This window comes from Futiania mangrovi, from assembly GCF_024158125.1.
Taxonomy (GTDB): domain Bacteria; phylum Pseudomonadota; class Alphaproteobacteria; order Futianiales; family Futianiaceae; genus Futiania; species Futiania mangrovi.
This window is the reverse complement of sequence record NZ_JAMZFT010000001.1, coordinates 107,070-128,902: the sequence shown is the minus strand read 5'-3', so window position 1 is coordinate 128,902 and position 21,833 is coordinate 107,070. Positions and strand designations below refer to the sequence as shown.

The 21,833-nt window shown below is 69.7% G+C and carries 21 protein-coding genes; 2 read left to right on the top strand and 19 right to left on the bottom strand.

The window, feature by feature from the left end; all coding sequences use genetic code 11:
- Nucleotides 1–59: 59 nt before the first annotated feature.
- Nucleotides 60–950, top strand: a complete 891-nt coding sequence (gene rpoH / locus NJQ99_RS00615; RefSeq protein ID WP_269330870.1) for an RNA polymerase sigma factor RpoH — start codon at nucleotides 60–62, stop codon at nucleotides 948–950.
- Nucleotides 951–1,032: 82 nt separating this feature from the next.
- Here the strand turns inward: rpoH and NJQ99_RS00610 are convergent, their stop codons facing one another.
- The 3 genes from NJQ99_RS00610 to NJQ99_RS00600 form a co-directional block, all read right to left on the bottom strand.
- Nucleotides 1,033–2,325 (bottom strand): adenylosuccinate synthase, encoded by a 1,293-nt coding sequence (locus tag NJQ99_RS00610; protein WP_269330869.1) that lies wholly within the window; start codon nucleotides 2,323–2,325, stop codon nucleotides 1,033–1,035.
- A gap of 118 nt (nucleotides 2,326–2,443) precedes the next feature.
- On the bottom strand, nucleotides 2,444–4,036 hold the full coding sequence (gene serA / locus NJQ99_RS00605) for a phosphoglycerate dehydrogenase (protein WP_269330868.1): 1,593 nt from the start codon (nucleotides 4,034–4,036) through the stop codon (nucleotides 2,444–2,446).
- Nucleotides 4,037–4,144: 108 nt separating this feature from the next.
- Nucleotides 4,145–5,311, bottom strand: coding sequence for a phosphoserine transaminase (locus NJQ99_RS00600; RefSeq protein WP_269330867.1), 1,167 nt, complete (start codon nucleotides 5,309–5,311; stop codon nucleotides 4,145–4,147).
- A 231-nt stretch (nucleotides 5,312–5,542) separates the two neighbouring features.
- Here NJQ99_RS00600 and NJQ99_RS00595 point away from each other — a divergent pair, with 231 nt between their 5' ends.
- Nucleotides 5,543–5,710 (top strand): Flp family type IVb pilin, encoded by a 168-nt coding sequence (locus NJQ99_RS00595; protein ID WP_269330866.1) that lies wholly within the window; start codon nucleotides 5,543–5,545, stop codon nucleotides 5,708–5,710.
- A 15-nt stretch (nucleotides 5,711–5,725) separates the two neighbouring features.
- Here NJQ99_RS00595 and thiD read toward each other — a convergent pair whose 3' ends face one another.
- The 16 genes from thiD to NJQ99_RS00515 all read right to left on the bottom strand — a co-directional run bounded on the left by thiD (nucleotide 5,726) and on the right by NJQ99_RS00515 (nucleotide 21,765).
- On the bottom strand, nucleotides 5,726–6,571 hold the full coding sequence (gene thiD / locus NJQ99_RS00590; RefSeq protein WP_269330865.1) for a bifunctional hydroxymethylpyrimidine kinase/phosphomethylpyrimidine kinase: 846 nt from the start codon (nucleotides 6,569–6,571) through the stop codon (nucleotides 5,726–5,728).
- Nucleotides 6,568–7,911, bottom strand: a complete 1,344-nt coding sequence (gene glmM, locus NJQ99_RS00585; protein WP_269330864.1) for a phosphoglucosamine mutase — start codon at nucleotides 7,909–7,911, stop codon at nucleotides 6,568–6,570. The genes thiD and glmM overlap by 4 nt, the downstream gene beginning before the upstream one ends.
- A gap of 72 nt (nucleotides 7,912–7,983) precedes the next feature.
- A complete protein-coding gene (gene folP, locus NJQ99_RS00580) occupies nucleotides 7,984–9,042 on the bottom strand; it encodes a dihydropteroate synthase (RefSeq protein ID WP_269330863.1) in 1,059 nt (352 codons plus the stop codon).
- Nucleotides 9,043–9,148: 106 nt separating this feature from the next.
- Nucleotides 9,149–11,068 carry an ATP-dependent zinc metalloprotease FtsH gene (gene ftsH / locus NJQ99_RS00575; RefSeq protein ID WP_269330862.1) on the bottom strand — a complete coding sequence of 640 codons (1,920 nt, stop codon included), beginning with the start codon at nucleotides 11,066–11,068 and terminating at the stop codon, nucleotides 9,149–9,151.
- A gap of 96 nt (nucleotides 11,069–11,164) precedes the next feature.
- Entirely contained in the window at nucleotides 11,165–12,544 is a 1,380-nt protein-coding gene (tilS, locus tag NJQ99_RS00570) for a tRNA lysidine(34) synthetase TilS (protein WP_269330861.1), read from the bottom strand.
- A gap of 25 nt (nucleotides 12,545–12,569) precedes the next feature.
- The gene (gene ybgF, locus NJQ99_RS00565) at nucleotides 12,570–13,562 is read right to left on the bottom strand and encodes a tol-pal system protein YbgF (RefSeq protein ID WP_269330860.1); all 993 of its coding nucleotides are present in this window, start codon (nucleotides 13,560–13,562) and stop codon (nucleotides 12,570–12,572) included.
- A 102-nt stretch (nucleotides 13,563–13,664) separates the two neighbouring features.
- Nucleotides 13,665–14,192: a peptidoglycan-associated lipoprotein Pal gene (gene pal / locus NJQ99_RS00560; RefSeq protein ID WP_269330859.1), complete on the bottom strand. Its 528-nt coding sequence runs from the start codon at nucleotides 14,190–14,192 to the stop codon at nucleotides 13,665–13,667.
- Between the two features lie 183 nt (nucleotides 14,193–14,375).
- The gene (gene tolB / locus NJQ99_RS00555; RefSeq protein WP_269332048.1) at nucleotides 14,376–15,698 is read right to left on the bottom strand and encodes a Tol-Pal system beta propeller repeat protein TolB; all 1,323 of its coding nucleotides are present in this window, start codon (nucleotides 15,696–15,698) and stop codon (nucleotides 14,376–14,378) included.
- A gap of 118 nt (nucleotides 15,699–15,816) precedes the next feature.
- Nucleotides 15,817–16,956, bottom strand: coding sequence for a hypothetical protein (locus NJQ99_RS00550; RefSeq protein WP_269330858.1), 1,140 nt, complete (start codon nucleotides 16,954–16,956; stop codon nucleotides 15,817–15,819).
- Between the two features lie 33 nt (nucleotides 16,957–16,989).
- Nucleotides 16,990–17,466: a protein TolR gene (gene tolR / locus NJQ99_RS00545; protein WP_269330857.1), complete on the bottom strand. Its 477-nt coding sequence runs from the start codon at nucleotides 17,464–17,466 to the stop codon at nucleotides 16,990–16,992.
- The gene (gene tolQ / locus NJQ99_RS00540; RefSeq protein ID WP_269330856.1) at nucleotides 17,466–18,170 is read right to left on the bottom strand and encodes a protein TolQ; all 705 of its coding nucleotides are present in this window, start codon (nucleotides 18,168–18,170) and stop codon (nucleotides 17,466–17,468) included. The genes tolR and tolQ overlap by 1 nt, the downstream gene beginning before the upstream one ends.
- 124 nt (nucleotides 18,171–18,294) lie before the next feature.
- Nucleotides 18,295–18,759 (bottom strand): tol-pal system-associated acyl-CoA thioesterase, encoded by a 465-nt coding sequence (gene ybgC, locus NJQ99_RS00535; protein ID WP_269330855.1) that lies wholly within the window; start codon nucleotides 18,757–18,759, stop codon nucleotides 18,295–18,297.
- Nucleotides 18,759–19,793 (bottom strand): Holliday junction branch migration DNA helicase RuvB, encoded by a 1,035-nt coding sequence (gene ruvB, locus NJQ99_RS00530; protein WP_269330854.1) that lies wholly within the window; start codon nucleotides 19,791–19,793, stop codon nucleotides 18,759–18,761. Before ruvB ends, ybgC begins: the two co-directional genes overlap by 1 nt.
- Nucleotides 19,790–20,425: a Holliday junction branch migration protein RuvA gene (ruvA, locus tag NJQ99_RS00525; protein ID WP_269330853.1), complete on the bottom strand. Its 636-nt coding sequence runs from the start codon at nucleotides 20,423–20,425 to the stop codon at nucleotides 19,790–19,792. Before ruvA ends, ruvB begins: the two co-directional genes overlap by 4 nt.
- Nucleotides 20,422–20,916: a crossover junction endodeoxyribonuclease RuvC gene (gene ruvC, locus NJQ99_RS00520; RefSeq protein WP_269332047.1), complete on the bottom strand. Its 495-nt coding sequence runs from the start codon at nucleotides 20,914–20,916 to the stop codon at nucleotides 20,422–20,424. The genes ruvA and ruvC overlap by 4 nt, the downstream gene beginning before the upstream one ends.
- Before the next feature lie 99 nt (nucleotides 20,917–21,015).
- Nucleotides 21,016–21,765 (bottom strand): YebC/PmpR family DNA-binding transcriptional regulator, encoded by a 750-nt coding sequence (locus tag NJQ99_RS00515; protein ID WP_269330852.1) that lies wholly within the window; start codon nucleotides 21,763–21,765, stop codon nucleotides 21,016–21,018.
- Nucleotides 21,766–21,833: the final 68 nt, after the last annotated feature.

Genomic DNA, 21,833 nt, shown 5'->3' with positions numbered 1-21,833 from the left:
TGAGATTGTCCCGGCGGGTGATTTGGGTGGACCGGGACGTCGCGCGAGGGATCGACGCAATGGCAGGAAACACGCTTCCGACCATGACGCCTGACGGCGGCCTCAGCCGCTATCTGCAGGAAATCCGCAAGTTCCCCATGCTGGAGCCGCAGCAGGAGTACATGCTGGCCAAGCGCTGGGTCGAGCATGAGGACGCCGACGCCGCACACCAGCTCGTTACCAGCCATCTGCGCCTCGTTGCCAAGATCGCCATGGGCTACCGCGGCTACGGCCTGCCGATCTCGGAAATCATTTCGGAGGGCAATGTCGGCCTGATGCAGGCGGTCAAGCGCTTCGACCCGGAAAAGGGCTTCCGGCTCGCCACCTACGCCATGTGGTGGATCCGCGCAGCGATCCAGGAATACATCCTGCGTTCCTGGAGCCTGGTGAAGATCGGCACCACGGCGGCGCAGAAGAAGCTCTTCTTCAACCTGCGCAAGGTGAAGGGCCAGATCCAGGCAATCGAGGAAGGCGACCTGCACCCCGACCAGGTCAAGACGATCGCGACCAAGCTCTCGGTGACCGAGGACGAGGTCATCTCGATGAACCGGCGCATGTCGGGCAGCGACAGCTCGCTCAACTCGCCGCTGCGCGCCGACTCGGAGGGCGAGTGGCAGGACTTCCTCGTCAACGAGGACGAGGACCAGGAAACGCTTCTGGGCGAACGCGAGGAACTGGAACAGCGCCGCGCCCTGCTGGTCAAGGCGATGGGCGTGCTCAACGAGCGCGAGAAGCACATCCTGATCGAGCGGCGGCTGAAGGAAGATCCCTCCACGCTGGAGGATCTCGCGCAGGTCTATGGCGTCAGCCGGGAGCGGGTGCGCCAGATCGAGGTGCGCGCCTTCGAGAAGCTGCAGAAGGCCATGCGCGAGGCCGCCCGCGCGCAGCATCTGATCCCCGCGGGCGACTGACACCGCCAGACATGAAAAAGGGCGCCAGCGCGCCCCTTCTCGCATGCTTCGCGCTGGTCCGCCCTCAATCCTCGAAAGGCCCTCAATCCTCGAAAGGATCGTGCAGCAGGATGGTGTCGTCCCGCTCCGGGCTCGTCGAAACGAGCGAGACCGGACAGCCGATCAGTTCCTGCAGGCGCATCACGTACTTGATTGCGGTCGCGGGCAGGTCCGAGAAGGACCGGGCGCCCGCGGTCGACTCCGACCAGCCCGGCAGCGTCTCGTAGATCGGGGTCACGCGGCCCTGAACCGCCGCCGCCGCGGGCAGACGCTCCACCCGGCCGCCGTCGATCTCGTAACCCACGCAGACCTTGATCTCGTCGAAGCCGTCGAGCACGTCAAGCTTGGTCAGCGCGATGCCGTCGATGCCCTGCTGCACCACCGCTTGGCGCACGAGCACCGCGTCGAACCAGCCGCAGCGGCGCTTGCGCCCCGTGACCGTGCCGAACTCGTGCCCGCGCTCGCCCAGCCGGTTGCCGACGGCGTTGTCCTGCTCCGTCGGGAAGGGGCCGGAGCCGACGCGCGTCGTGTAGGCCTTGGTGATGCCGAGGATGAACCCGACCGCGCCTGGCCCCATGCCGGTGCCCACGCTGGCGGCCGCCGCGACCGTGTTGGAGGAGGTGACGTAAGGATAGGTGCCGTGGTCGACGTCGAGCATGGTGCCCTGCGCGCCCTCGAACAGGATCCGGTCGCCCGCGCGGCGGTGCGCGTCGAGCGTGCTCCACACCGCGTCGGCGAAGGGCAGGATCCGGTCGGCGATCTCCTCCAGGTCCGATTTCAGCTGCGTCGGGTCGATCACCGCCTCGCCGAGGCCGCGGCGCAGCGCGTTGTGATGGGCCAGCAGCCGCTCGATCCGGTCGTCGAGGGTCGGCCCGTCGGCGAGGTCGCTGACGCGGATGGCGCGGCGGCCGACCTTGTCCTCGTAGGCCGGGCCGATGCCGCGGCCCGTCGTGCCGATCGCGGCACGGCCCGCCGCCTTCTCGCGGATCTGGTCGAGCTCCCGGTGCAACGGCAGGATCAGCGGCGCGTTCTCGGCGATGCGCAGGTTCTGCGGGCTGATCTCGACGCCCTGGCCCGTCAGGCGCGCGATCTCGTCGAACAGCGCCCAAGGGTCGAGCACGACCCCGTTGCCGATGATCGACAGCTTGCCCGGGCGTACGATGCCCGACGGCAGCAGCGACAGCTTGTAGACCTTGCCGCCGATGACGAGCGTGTGGCCCGCATTGTGCCCGCCCTGGAAGCGGACGACGACGTCCGCCCGCTCCGACAGCCAGTCGACGATCTTGCCCTTGCCCTCGTCCCCCCACTGGGAGCCGACCACGGCGACATTGGTCATGCGTTCCGTCCCTCATCCCTGCGGCGCGCGAGGCTATCCCCGCACACGTGAACGGGGGCGAGGTTTAGCACCCCGCCCCCGTCCGATCAAAGCCTGTTCGGGCAGTGCGGCCCGGTTGTCACTCCACGTCGAACTCGACCCGCTTGGCCTGGAGGACGTGCGGCAGATCGCGCACCTTCTCCAGCACCGCGTCGGAGACGACATCGTCGACCGTGAGAAGGGCGATGGCATCGCCGCCCTCCTTGTCGCGTCCGAGCGCGAAGGCGGCGATGTTCACGCCCGCCTCGCCCAGCGTCGTGCCGAGCGCGCCGATATAGCCCGGCTTGTCGGCGTTCGTCGTGTAGAGCATATGGGCGGCGGGTTCGGCGTCCAGGTTGATGCCCTTGATCTGGATGAAGCGCGGCTTGCCGTCGGAGAAGACGGTGCCTGCGACCGAGCGGCGCTGCTTCTCGGTCTGGATGGTCAGGCGGATGTAGCCGTCGAACACGCCCATCTTGTCGCGCTTGACCTCGGAGAGGACGATACCCCGCTCCTTCGCCATGATCGGTGCCGAGACCATGTTCACGTCGCCCACCTGCGGGCGCAGCAGGCCCGCGAGCGCGGCGGACGTCATGGCCTTCACGTTCATCTCTGAGGCGACGCCCTCGAACAGGATCTCGACCTCCTTGATCGCGCTCTCGGTCACCTGGCCGGCGAACGAGCCCAGCATCTCCGCCAGCCGCACCCACGGCTTCAGGCGCGGGGCTTCCTCCGCCGAGATCGAGGGCATGTTCACCGCATTGGTCACGGCCCCGGTCAGCAGGTAGTCGGCCATCTGCTCGGCAACCTGCAGGGCGACCGTCTCCTGCGCTTCCTCGGTGGAGGCGCCGAGGTGCGGCGTGCAGATCACGTTCTCGTTGCCGAAGAGCGGATGCTCCTTGGCGGGCTCCACCGCGAAGACGTCGAGCGCCGCGCCCGCCACGTGGCCGGCGTCGATGGCGTCCTTCAGCGCCTCCTCGTCGATAAGGCCGCCGCGCGCGCAATTGACGATGCGCACGCCCTTGCGGGTCTTGGCCAGCGCCTCCCGCGACAGGATGTTGCGGGTCTTGTCGGTCAGCGGCGTGTGCAGCGTGATGATGTCGGCGCGCGCGAGCAGCGTGTCGAGGTCGACCTTCTCGACGCCAAGCTGCTGCGCCCGTTCCGGCGAGAGATAGGGGTCGAAGGCGATGACGCGCATCTTCAGCCCGACGCCGCGCGTGGCCACGATGGAGCCGATGTTGCCGCAGCCGATGACGCCCAGCGTCTTGCCGGTCAGCTCGATCCCCATGAAGCGCGACTTCTCCCACTTGCCGGCGTGGGTGGAAGCGTTCGCCTGCGGGATCTGGCGGGCGAGCGAGAGCATCATGGCGATCGCGTGCTCGGCCGTGGTGGTCGAGTTGCCGAACGGCGTGTTCATCACCACGATGCCGCGCGCGGTGGCCTTGGGGATGTCGACATTGTCGACGCCGATGCCGGCACGGCCGATTACCCTGAGGTTGGCGGCCGCCGCGATGATCTTGTCGGTGACCTTGGTGGCGGAGCGGATGGCGAGGCCGTCGTACTGGCCGATCACCTCGGCCAGCTTGTCCTTGTCCTTACCGAGATCGGGCTGGAAATCGACGTCGATGCCGCGCTCGCGGAAGATTTCGACAGCACGCTCGGACAGCGCATCGGAAACGAGTACCTTGGGCATGGATCCGGGTATCCTCTGAGATAAGGAAGGTCTGTCCGCCCCCTGACCTGCACGCAAGGGCAGGCGGGGGCGGGATCAAGTCGCGGGAGTGCGTCCGTACCGGGCGGCTCAGGCCGCCTTCGCCGGCGCGACCTGGGCATAGGCCCAGTCGAGCCAGGGGGTCAGCGCCTCGAGATCGCGCGTCTCGACCGTGGCGCCCGCCCAGATGCGAAGGCCTGCCGGCGCATCCCGGTAGCCGTTGATGTCATAGGCGACGCCCTCGGCCTCCAGCGCGTCGGCCAGCGCCTTGCACACAGCCTTCTGAGCCTTGTCGTCGAGCGCGAGGAAGGCCGGATCGACGATCTTCAGGCAGACGCTGGTGTTGGACCGCGTGTCGGGATCCTCGGCGAGGAAGTCCACCCACGGCGTCTCGTCGACCCAGCGCGCGAGCACGGCGAGGTTCGCGTCCGCACGCGCCCGCAGGCCCTTCAGGCCACCGATGCTCTCGCCCCAGCCCAGCGCATCGAGATAGTCCTCGACCGCCAGCATGGAGGGCGTGTTGATCGTCTCGCCCTTGAAGATGCCGTCGATCAGCTTGCCGCCCTTGGTCATGCGGAAGATCTTCGGGACGGGCCAGTTCGGCGTGTAGCTCTCCAGCCGGGCGACGGCGCGCGGCGACAGGATGATCATGCCGTGCTGCGCCTCGCCGCCCATGACCTTCTGCCAGGAGAAGGTGGTGACGTCGAGCTTGGCCCAGGGCAGATCCTGCGCGAACGCCGCAGACGTCGCGTCGCAGATCGTCAGCCCCTCGCGGTCGTCGGCGATCCAGTCGCCGTTCGGCACGCGCACGCCGGAGGTGGTGCCGTTCCAGGTGAAGACCACGTCGGCGTCCTTGCGGACCGCGCCGAGGTCGGGAAGCTGGCCGTAGGGTGCCTCGAGCACGCGGGCGTCGGCGAGCTTGAGCTGCTTCACCGCGTCGCTCACCCAGCCCGCGCCGAAGGATTCGAATGCCAGCAGGTCGACGGGACGCGCGCCCAGCATGGTCCACATGGCCATTTCGACGGCGCCCGTGTCGGAGGCGGGCACGATGCCGACGAGGTAGTCCTCCGGCACGCCCAGGATCGCCTTGGTGCGGTCGATGGCGTCCGTCAGCTTCGCCTTGCCGCCCTTCGCGCGGTGCGAGCGTCCGAGAAACGCGTCTTCGAGATTTTGCAGGGACCAGCCGGGGCGCTTGGCGCAGGGGCCGGAAGAGAAGCACGGATTGACCGGCCGTGCAGCCGGTTGAGCTTTCGTCATGGATTTCTCCCATCCTCACAGATGGGTCGCGCCTCGTTGGGGAGGCGTGGCCCGCGAGCCTGTTACGCCGAAGCCGCAGCGCCGTCAACGGAGATTTTGCGCACGTGCCGGCATGGTCAACGGGCAGTAAGCCTGAAGCTCAACGAAGTGTTAGTAACCTTCCTTAAGACCCACGAAATCTTTGTCGGGCAGGATGCAACCATTCCAACCCCTCGCGGGAGGGCCAATGCCATGCGTAGTCACCTTCGCCGGTTCCTGGCTGACGACAGCGGCGCCACCGCGATCGAGTATGGTCTGATCGCGGTCGGGATCTGTCTCGCCATTGTCGTCTCCGTGCAGACTCTGGGCACGGACCTGGCGCAGCCATTCACCGACGTGTCGGACGGCCTCACCAACTGACCGGGCCGACGCGCGTCAGGGCTTGTCCGGAACGCGCGCCGGATCGACCGTCCAGCCGTGCCACAGCGGCCCATGCCCCTTCCCGAAGCCGGGCGCCAGTTCGATGGCGCGCCGCACATAGGCGATCGCCCGGCCCACCGCGAGGTCGAGCGGCTGGCCGAGTGCAAGCCCGCAGGCAATCGCCGAGGCCGTCGTGCAGCCCGTGCCATGAGTGCTGCGGCTGTCGATCCGCGGGGCCTCGAACACATGCTCGCCGTCCACCGTCATCAACAGGTCGCGCACCATATGGCCCGCGACGTGCCCGCCCTTGACGAGCGCTGCCGCAGCCCCTGCCTTCAGGAGAGCCTCCGCCGCACGCCGCTGTCCGTCGAGCGATTCCACTTCGATTCCCGTCAGGCGCTGCGCCTCCGGCGCGTTGGGCGTGACGAGGGCTGCGCGAGGCAGAATGAGATCAAGCACCGCGCCGACGGCGCGGTCTTCGAGCAGGGACGCGCCGCCCTTCGCCACCATCACGGGATCGGCGACCAGCGGACAGGTAGCCGCGTCGGGCCTGTGCGCGTCGAGCGCGGCGGCCACGGCCTCGATCGTCTCGACGGTGCCGAGCATCCCGGTCTTGACCGCATCCGCACCGATGTCGTCCATCGTCACCGCGATCTGGCCGCGTACGATGTCGAGGGGGATCGGGTGGACACCATGGACCCCCATCGTATCCTGAACGGTGATGGCCGTCACGGCGGTCATGGCGTAGCCGCCGAGCGCGGTTACGGCCTTGATGTCGGCCTGGATACCCGCGCCGCCGCCGGAATCGGAGCCGGCGACGATCAGCACGCGCCCGCGATGCGTCCCCGCCCCGTCCGTCATGCCGCGCCGGTCACCGCGCCGCAGATGTCGTCCACGACGGCGCTGACGACACCCTCGTCGTCGCCTTCCGCCATCACGCGGATCACGGGCTCCGTCCCGGACTTGCGGATGACGAGGCGGCCCGCGCCGTTCAGACGCTCCTCGCCTGCCTTGATCGCTGCCTTGACCTTCGCGGTCTCCAGCGGCTCGCCACCGGCGTAGCGCACTGACTTCAACACCTGCGGAACGGGATCGAAGAGGTGGCAAACCTCGCTCACGGGCTTGTCCGCCTCGCGGCAGACGGCGAGCACCTGAAGCGCCGCCAGAAGCCCGTCGCCGGTGCGCGCATAGTCGGAAAGCACGATATGGCCCGACTGCTCGCCGCCCACGTTGAAGCCGTGGGCGCGCATGTGCTCCACCACGTAGCGGTCGCCGACCTTGGTGCGGGCGAGCGTCAGCCCCTGGCCTTCGAGGAACCGCTCGAGCCCCAGGTTCGACATGACCGTCGCCACGATGCCGCCGCCGGTCAGGCGCCCGCGCTCGTGATAGGCCTTGCCGATCAGCGCCATCAACTGGTCGCCGTCGACCTCGCGGCCCTTCTCGTCGACGATGATGACGCGGTCGGCGTCGCCGTCGAGCGCGATCCCGATGTCCGCGCGCGTCTCGACCACCTTGGTCTTGAGTGCGCCCGTCGCGGTCGACCCGCATTCCCGGTTGATGTTGAAGCCGTCGGGCGAAACGCCGATCTTCACGATCTCCGCCCCCAGTTCCCACAGCACGTCGGGCGCGACCTTGTAGGCGGCGCCGTTCGCGCAGTCGATCACGACACGGATGCCGTCGAGGGTCAGTTCGCGCGGAAAGCTCGCCTTCACGATCTCGACATAGCGGGACTGCGCGTCCTCCAGCCGCCGCGCACGGCCGAGCCGGTCGGGCTTCGCCAGCCCCTCGTCGAGGCCGTTCTCCATCATGTGCTCGATCTGCGCCTCGATCTCGTCGGAGAGCTTGTAGCCGTCCGGACCGAAGAGCTTGATGCCATTGTCCTGGAACGCATTGTGCGAGGCCGAGATCATCACGCCGAGGTCGGCGCGCAGCGAGCGCGTGAGCATGCCCACGGCGGGCGTCGGCACGGGGCCGAGCAGCATCACGTCCATGCCGACCGAGACGAAACCGGCCATCAGCGCCGCCTCCACCATGTAGCCGGAAAGCCGCGTGTCCTTGCCGATCACGACCCGGTGACGGTGCGCGCCCGTGGTGAACATCTTGCCGGCGGCGAGACCGACGCGGAGCGCGATCTCCGCCGTCATCGGCGCCTTGTTCGCCGTGCCGCGGATGCCGTCGGTCCCGAAATAGCGTCTGCTCATGGTCGCTCGCGATCCCCTTTCGCACACATGACTGTCGCGGCGGACGGTCGCACGATCTCGGTTAATGCCGCTTTACGCCGCACCGTGCAAGCGCATGTGGAGCGCCGCCGCCTGCGCCGTTTCCGCCACGTCGTGCACGCGCAGCATCTGCACGCCGCACGAAAGCCCCTGCAACGCCGCCGCCAGCGACCCGCCCAGGCGTCCGGTTGGCGCCTCGGCCCCCGGCAGGTCGGCAAGGAAGCTCTTGCGCGAGGCGCCCAGCAGGATCGGGCAGCCGAGCCCGTGGAAAAGCGCGAGGTCGCGCAGCAGCGCATGGTTCTGCGCCCGTGTCTTGCCGAAGCCGATACCCGGATCGACGCAGATCGAGGCGCGCGGCAGGCCAGCCGCCTCGCACACGGCAATGCGTTCGTTGAGATAATCGTAGACGTCGAGCACGACGTCGGCATAGTCCGTGCGGCTCTGCATCACCTTCGGGTCGCCGGACGCGTGCATCAGCACAACGGGAGCCCCCGCCCGCGCGGCGACCTCGAGCGCGCGGGGATCGTGCGTCAGCGCCGAGACGTCGTTCAGGATGCGCGCGCCGGCCTCCAGCCCCGCCGCCATGACGGGCGCGTTGCGGCTGTCGAGCGAGAGACAGGCCACGCCCTGCAGCCCCTCCAGCACCGGCAGCACACGGGCGAGTTCCTCAGCCTCGCTTACCGGGTCCGCCCCCGGCCGCGTCGATTCCCCGCCCACGTCGAGGACGGTGGCGCCCGCCTCCGCCATGCGGCGCCCGGAAGCGACCGCCGCGTCGGCCTCGAAATGCACGCCGCCGTCTGAGAAGCTGTCGGGCGTCGCGTTCAGGATGCCCATGACATGCGGCCGGTCCAAGGAAAGCCCGGCGAAATCGCCGCGCGGGGCAGTGAGGCGGGCAAGGGTTCCGGCGCTCTCGCCGTCGAGATTCGCAAGCCCCGCAACGTGCAGCACCTCGCGGTGGATCGCCGCCCCCGGGGTCCGCCGGATACGCTCCAGTCCCGTGAAGGCCAGCCAGCCACCCGCGAGCGGCAGCGCGTCGCCCGCCGCGATGCGGGCGTGCGCATCGGCGCCTGACAGCAGGCCGAATGGACGCAGATAGACGGACGGCGGGGTCACGGAAACAACACTCCTCCTGTGCAGCGCTGGTGGCCCGGACGCGCAAGGCCCGATCCGCGGGGACCGGGCCTTGCCTGTTTCCTGGGCTTGCGGACGGCGCGGCCCGTCAGGTCGGCTGCGGCTCCATCCCGCCGACATCCGGGTCGGGCTTCGGCTTGCGCGCGCCCTTGCCCGAAGTCGGGACGGCAGAGCCCGTCTCCTTCGGCGGCTCGTGATCCGAAGGCCGGTGCAGCGCTTCGCCTTTCAGCACCTGCTTCACCTCCGCGCCGGAGAGCGTCTCGTACTCCAGCAGCGCATTGGTGACGGCGTGCAGGTCGTCCATGTGCTCGTTCAGCACCTTGCGGGCGAGCGTCTCAGCCTCGTCGATGATGCGGCGCACCTCCTCGTCGATGAGGCGGGCCGTCTCCTCCGACATGTTCTGGCTCTGCGCGACGGAATGGCCGAGGAACACCTCTTCCTGGTTGTCGCGGTAGCGCAGCCGGCCGAGCTTGTCGCTCATGCCGTACTCCATGACCATCGCGCGGGCCATGTTGGTCGCCTGCATGATGTCGTTGGAGGCGCCGGTCGTCACGTTCTCCGGCCCGAAGATCAACTCCTCCGCCACGCGCCCGCCGAACATCATGGCGAGGCGCGCCTCCATCTCCATCTTCTTCATGCCGTAGCGGTCCCGCTCCGGCAGGTTCATGGTGACGCCGAGCGCCCGGCCGCGCGGTATGATCGTGACCTTGTGCAAGGGATCGTTGCCCGGCACGAACAGGCCGACCAGCGCGTGCCCCGCCTCGTGATAGGCCGTGAGACGCTTTTCCTCCTCCGTCATGGCCATCGAGCGGCGCTCCGCCCCCATGAGGACGCGGTCCTTTGCGTTCTCGAACTCGTGCATGGTGACGAGCCGCTTGCCGCCGCGCGCCGCCAGCAGCGCCGCCTCGTTCACGAGGTTGGCGAGGTCCGCGCCGGAGAAGCCCGGGGTGCCGCGCGCGATGACCTTCAGGTCCACGTCGGGCGCCAGCGGCACCTTGCGCACGTGCACCTTCAGGATCTGTTCGCGGCCCGTGATGTCCGGGTTCGGCACCACGACCTGGCGGTCGAAGCGGCCCGGGCGCAGCAGCGCCGGGTCGAGCACGTCCGGGCGGTTCGTGGCGGCGATCAGGATGATGCCCTCGTTCGCCTCGAACCCGTCCATCTCGACGAGGAGCTGGTTCAGCGTCTGCTCCCGCTCGTCGTTGCCGCCGCCGAGGCCCGCACCGCGATGGCGGCCGACCGCGTCGATCTCGTCGATGAAGATGATGCAGGGGGCGTTCTTCTTGGCCTGCTCGAACATGTCGCGCACGCGGCTTGCGCCGACGCCCACGAACATCTCCACGAAATCGGAGCCCGAGATGGTGAAGAACGGCACCCGCGCCTCGCCCGCGATGGCACGCGCCAGCAGCGTCTTGCCGGTGCCGGGAGGACCGACGAGCAGCGCGCCCTTGGGAATGCGGCCACCCAGGCGCTGGAACTTCTGCGGGTCGCGCAGGAACTCCACGATCTCCTGCAACTCGTCCTTCGCCTCGTCGATGCCGGCGACGTCGTCGAAGGTAACGCGGCCCTGCTTCTCGGTCAGCAGCTTCGCCTTGGATTTGCCGAAGCCCATGGCGCCGCGCCCGCCAGACTGCATCTGGCGCATGAAGAAGATCCACACGGCGATCAGCAGCAGCATGGGGAACCAGGACACGAAAATCGAGAACAGCGCGTCGTCGTCCTGCGGCACGACATCCACGCGCACCCCGTTTTCCATGAGCCGGTCCACGTAGCTCTGGTTGTCCGGCGCATAGGTCATGAAGGGCTGGTTGTTTTTGTAGTGTCCCGACAGGGTCTCGCCCTGGATGCGCACGTCGGCGACGCGGCCATCCTGCACGTCCGACATGAACTGCGAAAAGCTGACCTTCGCGTTCGTGCCGCGCCCCGCCGGCCCCTGGAACAGGTTGAACAGGGCCACCAGCAGAAGCGCGATGATCACCCAAAGCGCGAAGTTACGGAAATTCGTCACGAGAGTTACATCTCCTTCTCGCCGCGTCGTCCCGGCAATGGCGGGCACATCCCACGCCGCCCGCCGCGCGGCGTTACCATACTGAGATAGGCAAACTTACCAGAGAGACAACGGATCGGCGACAACGGGTTGCGCATCTTTCCCCTGCGCGAATGGCGGAAAGGCAGGAAAGCGCGCCGAAATGCCGCGCGCGTCAGCCGCTGCCCAGCCCAAGGCAGGCACCCCGGCCAGCGTCCCGCCGCGCCACAAGGCGAGGGTCGCCGCAAACACCGCGTGCGGCACGGGGAGCCCCCCCTTCTTCGGCAGCACCCCCTGACTGCGCAGGATGGCGATCCCCTCCACGCCCAGCGCGGACGCGGACAAGGGCGCCGCCGCATCGCCCTCCAGGCGGAACCGCCCATCCCAGACCGCGCCGCCGGACACCGCAACCGGCGATGCCGTCATGGCACCACGCCCCTCGCGCAGCATGAGGACCTCCCGCCCGTCTGTCCGCACCACGGCGCCGTTCAGCGTCGCGCGGACACAGCCCGTACCGGCGAGCAGGCGGTCGAGCCGGCCGAGCCGGTCGAACCTGGGCGGATGGCCAGTCCGGCCGGAGACCGCGCGCAACAGGCCCAGCAGTGCCCGCCGCCGCACCTCCGCCGGAGCCGCGGCATAGATCTCGCGGTCGAGAACCGCGAAGCCCAGCGGATCGAACCGCGCTGCCGTGCCGGCCAGTGACGACGCGGCACTATCGAGGGCGTCGCGCGCATCGCGCATGCGCCCCGCCAGCCCCGCAAGCGCCCCGGCATCGAGCCCCTCCTCCGCCAGCAGCGCAAGCAGGCGCCGATGCCGCACCCGGTCGAACCGCCTAGCCTCGTTGGAGGGATCGTCGACCCAGTCCGCAATTCCCTCGCCGCGGAGCCAGTCCCTGAGTTCCTGCCGGCCCGCGCCCAGCAAGGGCCGCACGATCCGCACGCCGGCGCCCGCGTCCAGCACGGGGGAAATGCCGCACAAGCCGTCCACGCCCGCGCCGCGGGCCAGGCGGGCGAGCACGGTTTCGGCCTGGTCGTCGCGCGTATGGGCGGTTGCCAGCACAGCAATCCCGGCAGCCCGGCAGGCCTCCGCCATCAGGCGATAGCGCGCGGCACGGGCGGCAGCCTGGAAGTTCCCGTCGGCTGGAGCGCCCTCCCAGCGCAACACCTGCGCGGCCACGCCCAACGCCTGGGCGCGCGCGGCGACGGTAGCGGCTTCCGCCGCAGCCTCGGGGCGGACGCCATGGTCGACGGTAAGGACGAGAAGCCGTGCTGGGCGCACCGGCAGCCGGGCCGCCATCTCCATCAGCGCGCGGCTGTCGGATCCGCCGGACACGGCGAGTGCCAGCCCTTCCGGCGCGGTCCCGAGCAGGGAGCGAAGCGCCGCAGACAGCGTCTCGGGCGACGGCGGGGCATCGGCCCCGTCCGCGCCGGGAAGGCGGGAACCGGACGGGCGGGTCATGGCGCGCCCCTTCCGCAAGGATCGCTCAGCGGCAGCCGTTACGCGCCTTCTCGATCGCGGTGCGCCGCTTGATCGCCGCGCTGGCGTCCGGATAGCGCGTGGCTACCTCGTCGAAGGTCAGGCAGGCCTCCTGCGGCTGGTTCAGCGCGGCAAGCGTCATGCCGAGCTTCAGGAGGCTGTCGGGGGCCTTGGGGCTGGCGGGATACTTGCGGAACCCGTCGAGGAAAGCCGCCGCCGCGTCCTCGTAGGCGCCGCGGACGTAATGTGTCTCGCCCAGCCAGTACTGGGCGTTCCCGGCAAGCCCATGGTCGCCATAGGCACCGAGAAACTGCATGAACGCCCCTTCCGCCGCCTCGAAATCCTTGCGCTGGAGCAGCGCGAACGCCCGCTCGTAATCGGCGCGCGCATCGCCCGTGGGAGCGAGTGCGGCCGTCTGCTGGCCTCCGGCATCGGGCACCTCGCGCGGCGCGGGCGGGATTCGGTCGGGGCTCACGGTGCCGAGCACCCGCTGCGGCGACTGGCCGGAAGAGGGAAGCGCCGCGCGGCCGCCGTTCGCGACGGCCGCACCTGCAGCGCCTGCCGCGCCAGCAGCCCCGGCGGAAGCCGCGGCACCCGGACCGGCAGTGCCCCCGGCCTCGCCGGTCGCCGGTCCGTCGCCCTCGAGCGCGCGCAGGCGGAACTCCGCATCCTCGACGAAGCGGGTCAGCCGGTCCTCGTTCTGCCGGATCGCGAAGCGCAACTCCTCGATCTGGCCTGTCAGCCGGCGCAGTTCCGTCTCCAGCTGATCGAGCCGGACCGTCGCCGAAGCATCGAGCGGTGCCCCGCCCCCCGCCGACGGCGTCTGCGCACGGCCCGCGCTGGAGTAGAAGTCGCGCTGGAGGCTGATCACCTGGCGCTCCAGCTGATCCAGACGATTCTGCAAGGCGGGGTCGCCGGCCTGCGCCAGCGCGGCCCCGCTGCCCGCCGCGAGCAGCAGGACGCCGGCGAGCATTGCGGATAGTCCCTTGCGCGCGATCATGCCTCGCCTCCCATCGCAGATGGCATCACGCCCTCATCCCTCGCCCGCGGGAGCGGCGAGAATGAGGCCGCAAAGCGCCGGCCGTGCGCCGGCGCTCCTGCCTCAGGCGCTCGGAACGCCGGTGACCACGGTCACCGCACGGCGGTTCTCGCTCCAGCACGATTCGTTGGAGCAGAGCGCAACCGGCCGTTCCTTGCCGTAGCTGACCGTGCGGATGCGGTCGCCCGGCACGCCCAGCGCGACGAGATAGTTGCGCACCGAGGACGCACGGCGGTCGCCGAGCGCAAGGTTGTATTCGCGCGTGCCGCGCTCGTCGGCGTGGCCCTCGATCACGATGGCGGCCTGCGGGTACTGCATCAGCCACGCCGCCTGCGCGCGCAACGTGTTCTGAGCGTCCGGCGACAGGGCATATTCGTCGGTGCCGAAGAAGACGCGGTCGCCAACCTCGACCTGGAATTCCTCGACCGTGCCCGGCGCAGGCCCGGCCTGCACGCGGCCCGTCGACACCCCGGTGCCGCCGGCACCTGCCCCGGTGGCGACCGGGGCGGCGCTGTCAGTCGACGAACAGGCCGCGAGGCCCATCATCAGCGAAACGAGAAGTGCAAGCTTCGGTGCGGCGGATAGGCCCATCTCAACCTCCATATGTCCGGCCAACGGTCGTGTCCGGGTGTTCCATGTGCTGTTCCGCGCGCGGACCCGGCGCTAGACGCCGCGGGCGGAACCGGTTCAGACTGCCCCCTGATACTCCGGGGGGAGAACTGCGCCAAAGGCAACTGATTTGCAAGACCCCTTGGACCTCCCCGTCGAGGCGCCTCACCGCAACAGCGGCGACCACGCCGGGTCGGATGCGTCCTGCGGCGTCGGCACAAGCCGCAGGTTTCGCCCTGTCAGATCAACGGAATAGAGCCGCGTCGCACCGCGTTCCCCCGGGGTCTGGCGGAAGAACATGAGCACGCGCCCGTTCGGCGCCCAGGTTGGCGCCTCGTCGAGGAAGCTCTCCGTCAGGATGCGCTCTCCCGATCCGTCCGGCCGCATCACGCCGATGCCGAATCGCCCGCCGGCGATCCGCGTGAAGGCGATCAGGTCGCCGCGCGGGCTCCACACGGGCGTCGCGTAGCGCCCCTCCCCGAAGCTGATCCGCTGCGGATCCGAGCCGTCGGCGTTCATCACGTAGAGCTGCTGCGACCCGCCCCGGTCGGAGTTGAAGACGACCCTGCGGCCATCCGGCGAGAACGACGGCGACGTATCGATGGCGGGATGGTTCGTCAGGCGGCGTTGCGCGCGCGTGCGCAGGTCCATCAGATAGATGTCGGAATTGCCGTCGCGCGCGAGGCTCATCACAACGCCGTCGCCGTCGGGCGAAAAGGCGGGGGCGAAGGACATGCCGGGGAAATTCCCCAGCACCTCCTGCCGGCCGGTCTCGATGTTGAAGAGGTAAACCAGCGGGCGCCCGTCGCGGTACGAGAGATAGGTGATCTCCTGCGTCGTCGGGCTGAAGCGCGGCGTCAGCACGAGGCTCTCCCCGCCCGTGAGGAACCGGTGGTTCGCGCCGTCCCGGTCCATCATGGCGAGCCGCTTCACGCGGGCGTTCTTCGGGCCCGTCTCAGCGACATAGACGATGCGCGTGTCGAAATAGCCCTTCTCGCCGGTCAGCTGTTCGTAGATCGCGTCGGCGACCAGGTGCGCGATGCGGCGCCAGTTTTCGGGGCGCGTGTAGAACTGCAGCGCGACCATCTGCTCCTCGCCGAACACGTCCCAGAGGCGGAAGTCGACGCGCAGCCTGCCGTCCGGCTCGACCACAGACCGGCCGACGACGAGCGCCTGTGCGTCGATCACGCGCCAGTCGGCGAAGCGGGGAACCTGGTCGAAGCCCACGTCGGCCTGGATGAAGGCCGCCGGATCGACGGGCGCGAACAGGCCCGAGCTTTCCAGGTCCGCGGAGACGACGTTCGCCACGTCGCGGCCGAACTCCGCCGCGCGCGGATCGCCTGCACCGCGGAAATCGACGATGGCGATCTTCAGCGGCTCGGCCACGCCCTCGGTGATCTCGATCCGCAAGGGTGCCTGAGCGTGGGCAGGGCTGCCGGGGATTGTCAGGACAAGGGCTGCCGCGACCGCCATGAGAGCCGCCGCCATCTGCAGACGGGCGGCACGCACGGACCGGGCACACAGCGGGAAAATCGCCTTCTCGGTGGGTCGGGTCACGGGGCTTGGCCTCCTTCTCATGGGGCACGCGGGCAAGATCGGCGCCCTCCTATCGGAATGACGGATCGGCGGGGTCGAAGACAAGCTCGACGGTCCGCCAGCTGTCGTACTTGTCCGCGGGCATGTCGTAGGGCTGGCAGCGCAGCACCGCCCGCACAGCCGCATCGATGGCGGCACGGTAATGGCTGTCGTCGCGCCGCACCTCGATGGCGCGCGGCCGGCCCGAAACCTTGCCATCCCGGGTCAGCTCGACCGACAGGGTCACGACCAGCTCCTCCGGCCGCGGCGCGCCCACGGGCTCGCGCCAGCAACGGGACACCTGGCGGCGCAGACGGTCACGCTCCGTATCCGTCAGCCCGGACCCGATCCCGGCGCGCGCCTGCCCGGCGCTGCGTGCCGCGGCAGGAGGCGCCGTCCGCGCATTGTCCACCGCCGCGGCAACCCGATCAAGGAAGGACGTCGCGGTGGGCGCGGGCGTCTTCGGCTTCGGGGCCTCGGCCCTCTCCTGCTTCGGCGCAGGCGGCGGCGTCGGCTTGCGCTTGGGTACAGGCGCGGCGGCGATTTCGGTTTTCGGCTCGGCCTTCGGTTCCGGCTCGACCGTTTCGGCCTTTTGCGGTTCCGCCGGCACGGGTTCCGCCTTCGCCGTCTCGGGCTCCTTCACCGGTTCCTTGACGGGTTCGGGCGCGGGGTCGGGTGCCTCGACCGGTTCGGCCTTCGCGGTTTCCGGCACAGGCTCGGCCGCCTGCACCGTCTCGGCCGGGCGCGGCGGGGGCGGCGGCACCTGTTCCGGCGCGGGCTCCGCCGCCTTGACCGGCGGCGCCTCCGTCAGGGCCGGCACCAGTGTGGCGGCGTCGGGATCTGGCGCGGGCTCCTGGGGCGGGGGCGCCTCTGCGGCGGGCGTCTGCGGCGGAGGCGGCGGGGCGGGAGGCGTGTCGGGCTGCACGGCCTGCTCGGGCGGCAGGCTGGCGATCGCGTCGGCAATCGGATCGGCGGTCGCCTCGGCGGCGGGCGCCGTCACCTCCTCCATCTGCGCCGGCCCCTGGAGTTCCGCCGCGCCCGGCAGCACCACCTCGACGCCGATCGCGCCCGCATCCACCATCGGCGTGCGCGCCGCATGCGGCCAGGTCACGACCGCGGCCGTGGCGACGGCGGCGTGCAGACCAAGCGACAGGGCAATCGAACGGCGCATGCGGGAACGGTTCCTCCCTCACCTACTCGGGGCTCAGCGCCCGGCCTCGGGCTCCGGCTCGGTCACCAGGCCGATCTTCGTGAAGCCACCGGAGTTCAGTCGGCCCATGACCACCATCACCTTGCCGTAGTCGACGTCGCGGTCCGCCTTGATGTAGAGGCGGTCATTGTCGCGCGCGGCACGGATCGCCGCGATCTTTGCGACAAGGCCGTCGAGCGGCACTTCGGTCTCCTGGATGAACACCCGGCCGTCCGCATCGACCGTGATGGTCAGCGGCTCCTCCTGGTCGAAGGGAAGCGCGCGCGCCTGCGTCTTCGGCAACTCCACGGGCACGCCCACCGTCAGCAGCGGGGCCGCCACCATGAACACGATGAGCAGAACCAGCATGACGTCGACGAAGGGCGTGACGTTGATCTCCGCCATGGGGCGGTAGGACATCCGCCGCCGGCCGCCGCCGAAGAGCTTGCGCGGACCATTGCCGCCCGCGCCCGTTCCGAGGCTCGCACCCATCAGGACGGCCTCCGGTCCGAGTGCCGGCTGACAAGGGCGATGAAGTCGTCCGCGAACGCTTCCACCCGGCCGGCGTAGCGCCCTATGTCACCGGTGATCTTGTTGTAGAAGATGACCGCCGGAATGGCTGCCAGCAGGCCAAGCGCGGTGGCGAACAGCGCCTCGGCGATGCCGGGCGCGACGACCACGAGGCTCGTGTTCTGCGAGGCGGCAATGGCGCGGAAGCTGTTCATGATGCCCCAGACCGTGCCGAACAGGCCGACGAAGGGCGCAACCGCACCGCAACTGGCAAGAAAGCCGAGGGACCGGTCGAGACGCTCCATCTCGCGGGCGAAGGTGGACGACATGGACTGCTCGACGCGCTCCTTCAGGCCGGGCGTCGGCTTGCCGTCGACGTGGCCGCGCCGCCACTCGCGCATCCCGGAGACGAAGACGCGCGCCATCGGGTGATCGGGCTTTTCCTTGACGTCCTCGTAGAGACCGTCGACCGGCTCTCCCGACCAGAACTCATCCTCGAAGCCGCGCGCCTTGCGGCGCAGGCGGGCCATCAGCGCCATCTTCTCGAAGATGATGGCCCACGACCAGACCGAGGCGAGCAGAAGCGAGATCATTACCGCTTTCACCACCAGGTCGGCGCGAAGGAACAGCGCCCACATCGAAAACTCGCCAGCCGACGCGGCCGCCCCGACGATCTCGCTTTCCATCAGTCCCTCATTCCCCTTCTCAGGCCTCTGTTACGGTCCCTTCGGCCCCGGCGCGCCGCAGCGACTCACGCCCCCGCCGCGACGTGGGCAGAGGGCCCGACCATTTGGTCCAAATTTGGGCGTTTCATTCACCCGGACCCGGTGCCGAACCGCCCTGCGCGACAAGCGCCGCGCGCACCTCCGGATCGATCCGCCGCGGCTTGCCCGCCGCATCGATGCAGGCGACGCGCACCCGCGCCCCGATCAGCGTGCGCCCGTCGCGCGTGACCTGCTGCCCCATGACGAGGCTCGCCCCGCGCGCCTCCTCCACCCAGGTCTCCACGACGAGCGCATCGTCGAGCCGGGCGGGAACCAGATAGTCCACCTCGACCCGGCGCACCGCGAAGGCGCGCCAGTCGTCGCCGGTCAACAAGTCGCTTTGACGGACGCCCAGCGCGCGGATGTATTCCGTCCGGCCACGCTCGAGGAAGCGCAGCCAGTTCGCGTAATAGACGATGCCCGCGGTGTCGGTGTCCTCGTAATAGACACGCACCGGCAGGCGGTGCACGCTGCCCTCGAACACGCCTGTTTCCGGATGCCGCCCGCCCATCAGCCCTTCCCGAAGAGATCGGTTGCGGGCGATGCGCTGCCCTCGGGACGCGGCAGGCCCAGGTGCTCCCACGCATTGCCGGTGAGCATCCGCCCGCGCGGCGTGCGCTGCAGCAGTCCCTGCTGGATCAGGAAGGGCTCGATCACCTCCTCAAGCGCGTCGCGTGCCTCCGACAGGGCGGCGGCGATGGTCTCCACGCCCACCGGCCCGCCGCCGAACCCGTTGGCGAGCGTGTTCAGATAGCGCCGGTCGAGCGCGTCGAGCCCGCGCGCGTCCACCTCCAGCCGGTTCAGCGCGCGGTCGGCCACACCGCGGTCGATGACGCCCGAGCCCTGGACCGCCGCGATATCGCGTACGCGGCGCAGCAGGCGGCCCGCGATCCGCGGGGTGCCGCGCGCGCGCCGCGCGATCTCGGCCGCGCCGTCCTCCGCCATCTCCGCGCCCAGAAGCCGCGCACCGCGCCGCACGATGGAGAGCAGTTCCTCGTCGGTGTAGTAGTCGAGCCGGACCGGGATGCCGAACCGGTCGCGCAAGGGCGTCGAGATGAGGCCGGAGCGCGTAGTCGCGCCCACCAGCGTGAACGGCTGCAGGTCGATGCGCACGGTGCGCGCCGCGGGCCCCTCCCCTATCACGAGGTCGAGCACGAAATCCTCCATCGCCGGGTAGAGGATTTCCTCGACCGCCGGGTTCAGCCGGTGGATCTCGTCGATGAACAGGACATCGCGCGCCTCGAGGTTGGTCAGGATGGCGGCGAGGTCGCCCGCCTTGGCAATTACCGGGCCGGCGGTCGCGCGGAAATTCACGCCAAGCTCCCGCGCCACGATCTGCGCCAGCGTCGTCTTGCCGAGGCCCGGCGGCCCAGACAGCAGCACATGGTCAAGCGCGTCGCCGCGCGTGCGCGCCGCCTCGATGAAGATGCGCAGGTTCTCCCTCGCCTTCTTCTGGCCGGTGAAGTCGTCAAGCGAGAGGGGGCGCAGGCTCCCCTCGCCTATGTCCTCGCCCTGCGCGTCGGGGTGCACGAGACGCCCGCTCATCGCGCCAGCTCCTTCAGCGCGCCGCGGATCAGCCCGTCAACCTCCCGCGCGCCCGTGCCCCAGGCGGCCAGCACCGCGCGGTTCGCGTCGGCCAGCGCGTATCCGAGATTGACCAGCGCGGACATCGCATCGCGGCGCGCCGTCTCCTCCGTGTCGAGGTCGCCCGCGTTCGGGGCGGGTGCGCCCGCCCCCTCCGGCACGGGAGCCCGCGTCAGCGCGGCGAGGCTTTCCGGCAGCGCCTTGTCCTTCAGCTCGTTGACGATCCGCTGGGCGAGCTTCGGCCCGACGCCTGGCGCGCGCACGACCGCCGTCTTGTCCTGCAGCGCGATGGCCGCCGTCAGCTCGTCCGGCCTGAGCGTGCCCAGAACCGCAAGCGCGACCCGTGCGCCCACGCCCTGAACGCTCGTCAGCTTGCGGAACCACGCCTTCTCCGCTTGCGTCGCAAAACCGTAGAGCGTGATCGCGTCCTCGCGCACCTGCGTCTCGACGAAAAGCGTGGCCGGCGCGCCGGTGCGCGGCAGCGCCTGCAGCGTGCGGGCCGAGACATGGACGATATAGCCGACGCCGTTCACGTCGATCAGCACGCTGTCGCCGTCCACCGCCTCGATCGCGCCGCGCAGCAGGCCGATCATCGCACCGCCTCCGCAAGCGTGCGCTGGCCGCGGTGATGGGCGTGGCAGATCGCGACTGCCAGCGCATCGGCCGAATCGGGGCCTTCGAGCGTCACGCCCGGCAGCAGCAGGCGGACCATGTGCTGCACCTGCTCCTTCCCCGCGAGGCCGACGCCGACCACGGATTTCTTGACGAGATTCGGCGCGTATTCGGCAACCCGAAGCCCTGCGCGCGCCGGGACGAGCAGCGAGATCGCGCGCGCCTGGCCGAGCTTCAGCGTGGCCACCGGGTCCTTGTTCACGAAGGTCTTCTCGACCGCGGCCTCGTCGGGTGAAAACCCCGCGATTACCTCGCCCAGTCCGTCGTGCAGGGCGAGCAGGCGCCGGGCGAGATCGTCGGTCCCGTCGGACCCCACCACCCCGTTCGCGACGTGGCGCAGGCGCGAGCCCATGATCTCCACGACGCCCCAGCCGGTCCGCCGGAGTCCGGGATCGAGTCCGAGGATGCGAATCGCCTGTGCCGCCATGGCTCAAGCGTTAGCGCGAAACGCCTCCGCGCGAAAGCGAGGCCGGGAAGAAAAGGGGAACGCGGGGCGATGGAGACCGGCCGCTCACGCCGCCGTCAGCTTGGCCAGCGTTTCCTCGTCGACCTCGAAGTTCGAGAAGACGGCTTGCACGTCGTCGTCGTCTTCCAGCGTGCCGATCAGCTTCATCAGCGTCTCGGCCTTCTCCGCGTCGACGGGCGTCGTGTTCTGCGGCTTCCAGACGACCTTGACGGTCTCGGGCTCGCCCAGCGCCTCCTCGAGCGCGGAAGACACCTCGCCGATCGCCTCGAACGCGCAGACGACGGTGTGGCCTGCATCGTCCGTCACCACGTCGTCGGCGCCCGCCTCGATCGCGGCCTCCAGCACGGCTTCCGCGTCGCCCGCATCCTTCTTGAAGCCGATCTCGCCCACCCGGTCGAACATGAAGGAGACCGAGCCCGTCTCGCCCATCGCGCCGCCGTTCTTGGAGAAGGCCGCGCGCACGCTGCCCGCCGTGCGGTTACGGTTGTCGGTCAGCGCCTCGACGAGGATCGCGACGCCGCCGGGGCCGTACCCTTCGTAGCGGATCGCCTCATAGGTGTCGGCATCGCCGCCCTCGGCCTTCTTGACCGCCCGCTCGATATTGTCCTTGGGCATGTTCTCGGCACGCGCGTTCTGCACGGCAAGGCGCAGGCGCGGGTTCATCGCCGGGTCGGAGCCGCCGAGCTTCGCGGCGACCGTGATCTCGCGGCTCAGCTTGGCGAACACCTTGGCGCGCTTGGCGTCCTGCGCACCCTTCCGGTACATGATGTTCTTGAACTGCGAATGCCCAGCCATGCTCGCTCTCCGTGCCGCGCGGGCGCGTGTTCCGCAAGCCCGCGATGTCCTCGTTCCAGCGCGCGGGG

Bases quoted from the DNA above. Each gene is read 5' to 3' on its own strand.
- glmM (WP_269330864.1), bottom strand. From the start codon at position 7,911: ATGAGCAGACGCTATTTCGGGACCGACGGCATCCGCGGCACGGCGAAC.
- rpoH (WP_269330870.1), top strand. From the start codon at position 60: ATGGCAGGAAACACGCTTCCGACCATGACGCCTGACGGCGGCCTCAGC.
- NJQ99_RS00550 (WP_269330858.1), bottom strand. From the start codon at position 16,956: ATGCGCCGTTCGATTGCCCTGTCGCTTGGTCTGCACGCCGCCGTCGCC.
- NJQ99_RS00595 (WP_269330866.1), top strand. From the start codon at position 5,543: ATGCGTAGTCACCTTCGCCGGTTCCTGGCTGACGACAGCGGCGCCACC.
- thiD (WP_269330865.1), bottom strand. From the start codon at position 6,571: ATGACGGACGGGGCGGGGACGCATCGCGGGCGCGTGCTGATCGTCGCC.
- tilS (WP_269330861.1), bottom strand. From the start codon at position 12,544: ATGACCCGCCCGTCCGGTTCCCGCCTTCCCGGCGCGGACGGGGCCGAT.
- NJQ99_RS00610 (WP_269330869.1), bottom strand. From the start codon at position 2,325: ATGACCAATGTCGCCGTGGTCGGCTCCCAGTGGGGGGACGAGGGCAAG.
- ybgF (WP_269330860.1), bottom strand. From the start codon at position 13,562: ATGATCGCGCGCAAGGGACTATCCGCAATGCTCGCCGGCGTCCTGCTG.
- pal (WP_269330859.1), bottom strand. From the start codon at position 14,192: ATGGGCCTATCCGCCGCACCGAAGCTTGCACTTCTCGTTTCGCTGATG.
- serA (WP_269330868.1), bottom strand. From the start codon at position 4,036: ATGCCCAAGGTACTCGTTTCCGATGCGCTGTCCGAGCGTGCTGTCGAA.
- ybgC (WP_269330855.1), bottom strand. From the start codon at position 18,759: ATGGGCGGGCGGCATCCGGAAACAGGCGTGTTCGAGGGCAGCGTGCAC.
- NJQ99_RS00600 (WP_269330867.1), bottom strand. From the start codon at position 5,311: ATGACGAAAGCTCAACCGGCTGCACGGCCGGTCAATCCGTGCTTCTCT.
- tolR (WP_269330857.1), bottom strand. From the start codon at position 17,466: ATGGGTGCGAGCCTCGGAACGGGCGCGGGCGGCAATGGTCCGCGCAAG.
- ruvB (WP_269330854.1), bottom strand. From the start codon at position 19,793: ATGAGCGGGCGTCTCGTGCACCCCGACGCGCAGGGCGAGGACATAGGC.
- tolB (WP_269332048.1), bottom strand. From the start codon at position 15,698: ATGGCGGCGGCTCTCATGGCGGTCGCGGCAGCCCTTGTCCTGACAATC.
- ruvA (WP_269330853.1), bottom strand. From the start codon at position 20,425: ATGATCGGCCTGCTGCGCGGCGCGATCGAGGCGGTGGACGGCGACAGC.
- tolQ (WP_269330856.1), bottom strand. From the start codon at position 18,170: ATGGAAAGCGAGATCGTCGGGGCGGCCGCGTCGGCTGGCGAGTTTTCG.
- NJQ99_RS00515 (WP_269330852.1), bottom strand. From the start codon at position 21,765: ATGGCTGGGCATTCGCAGTTCAAGAACATCATGTACCGGAAGGGTGCG.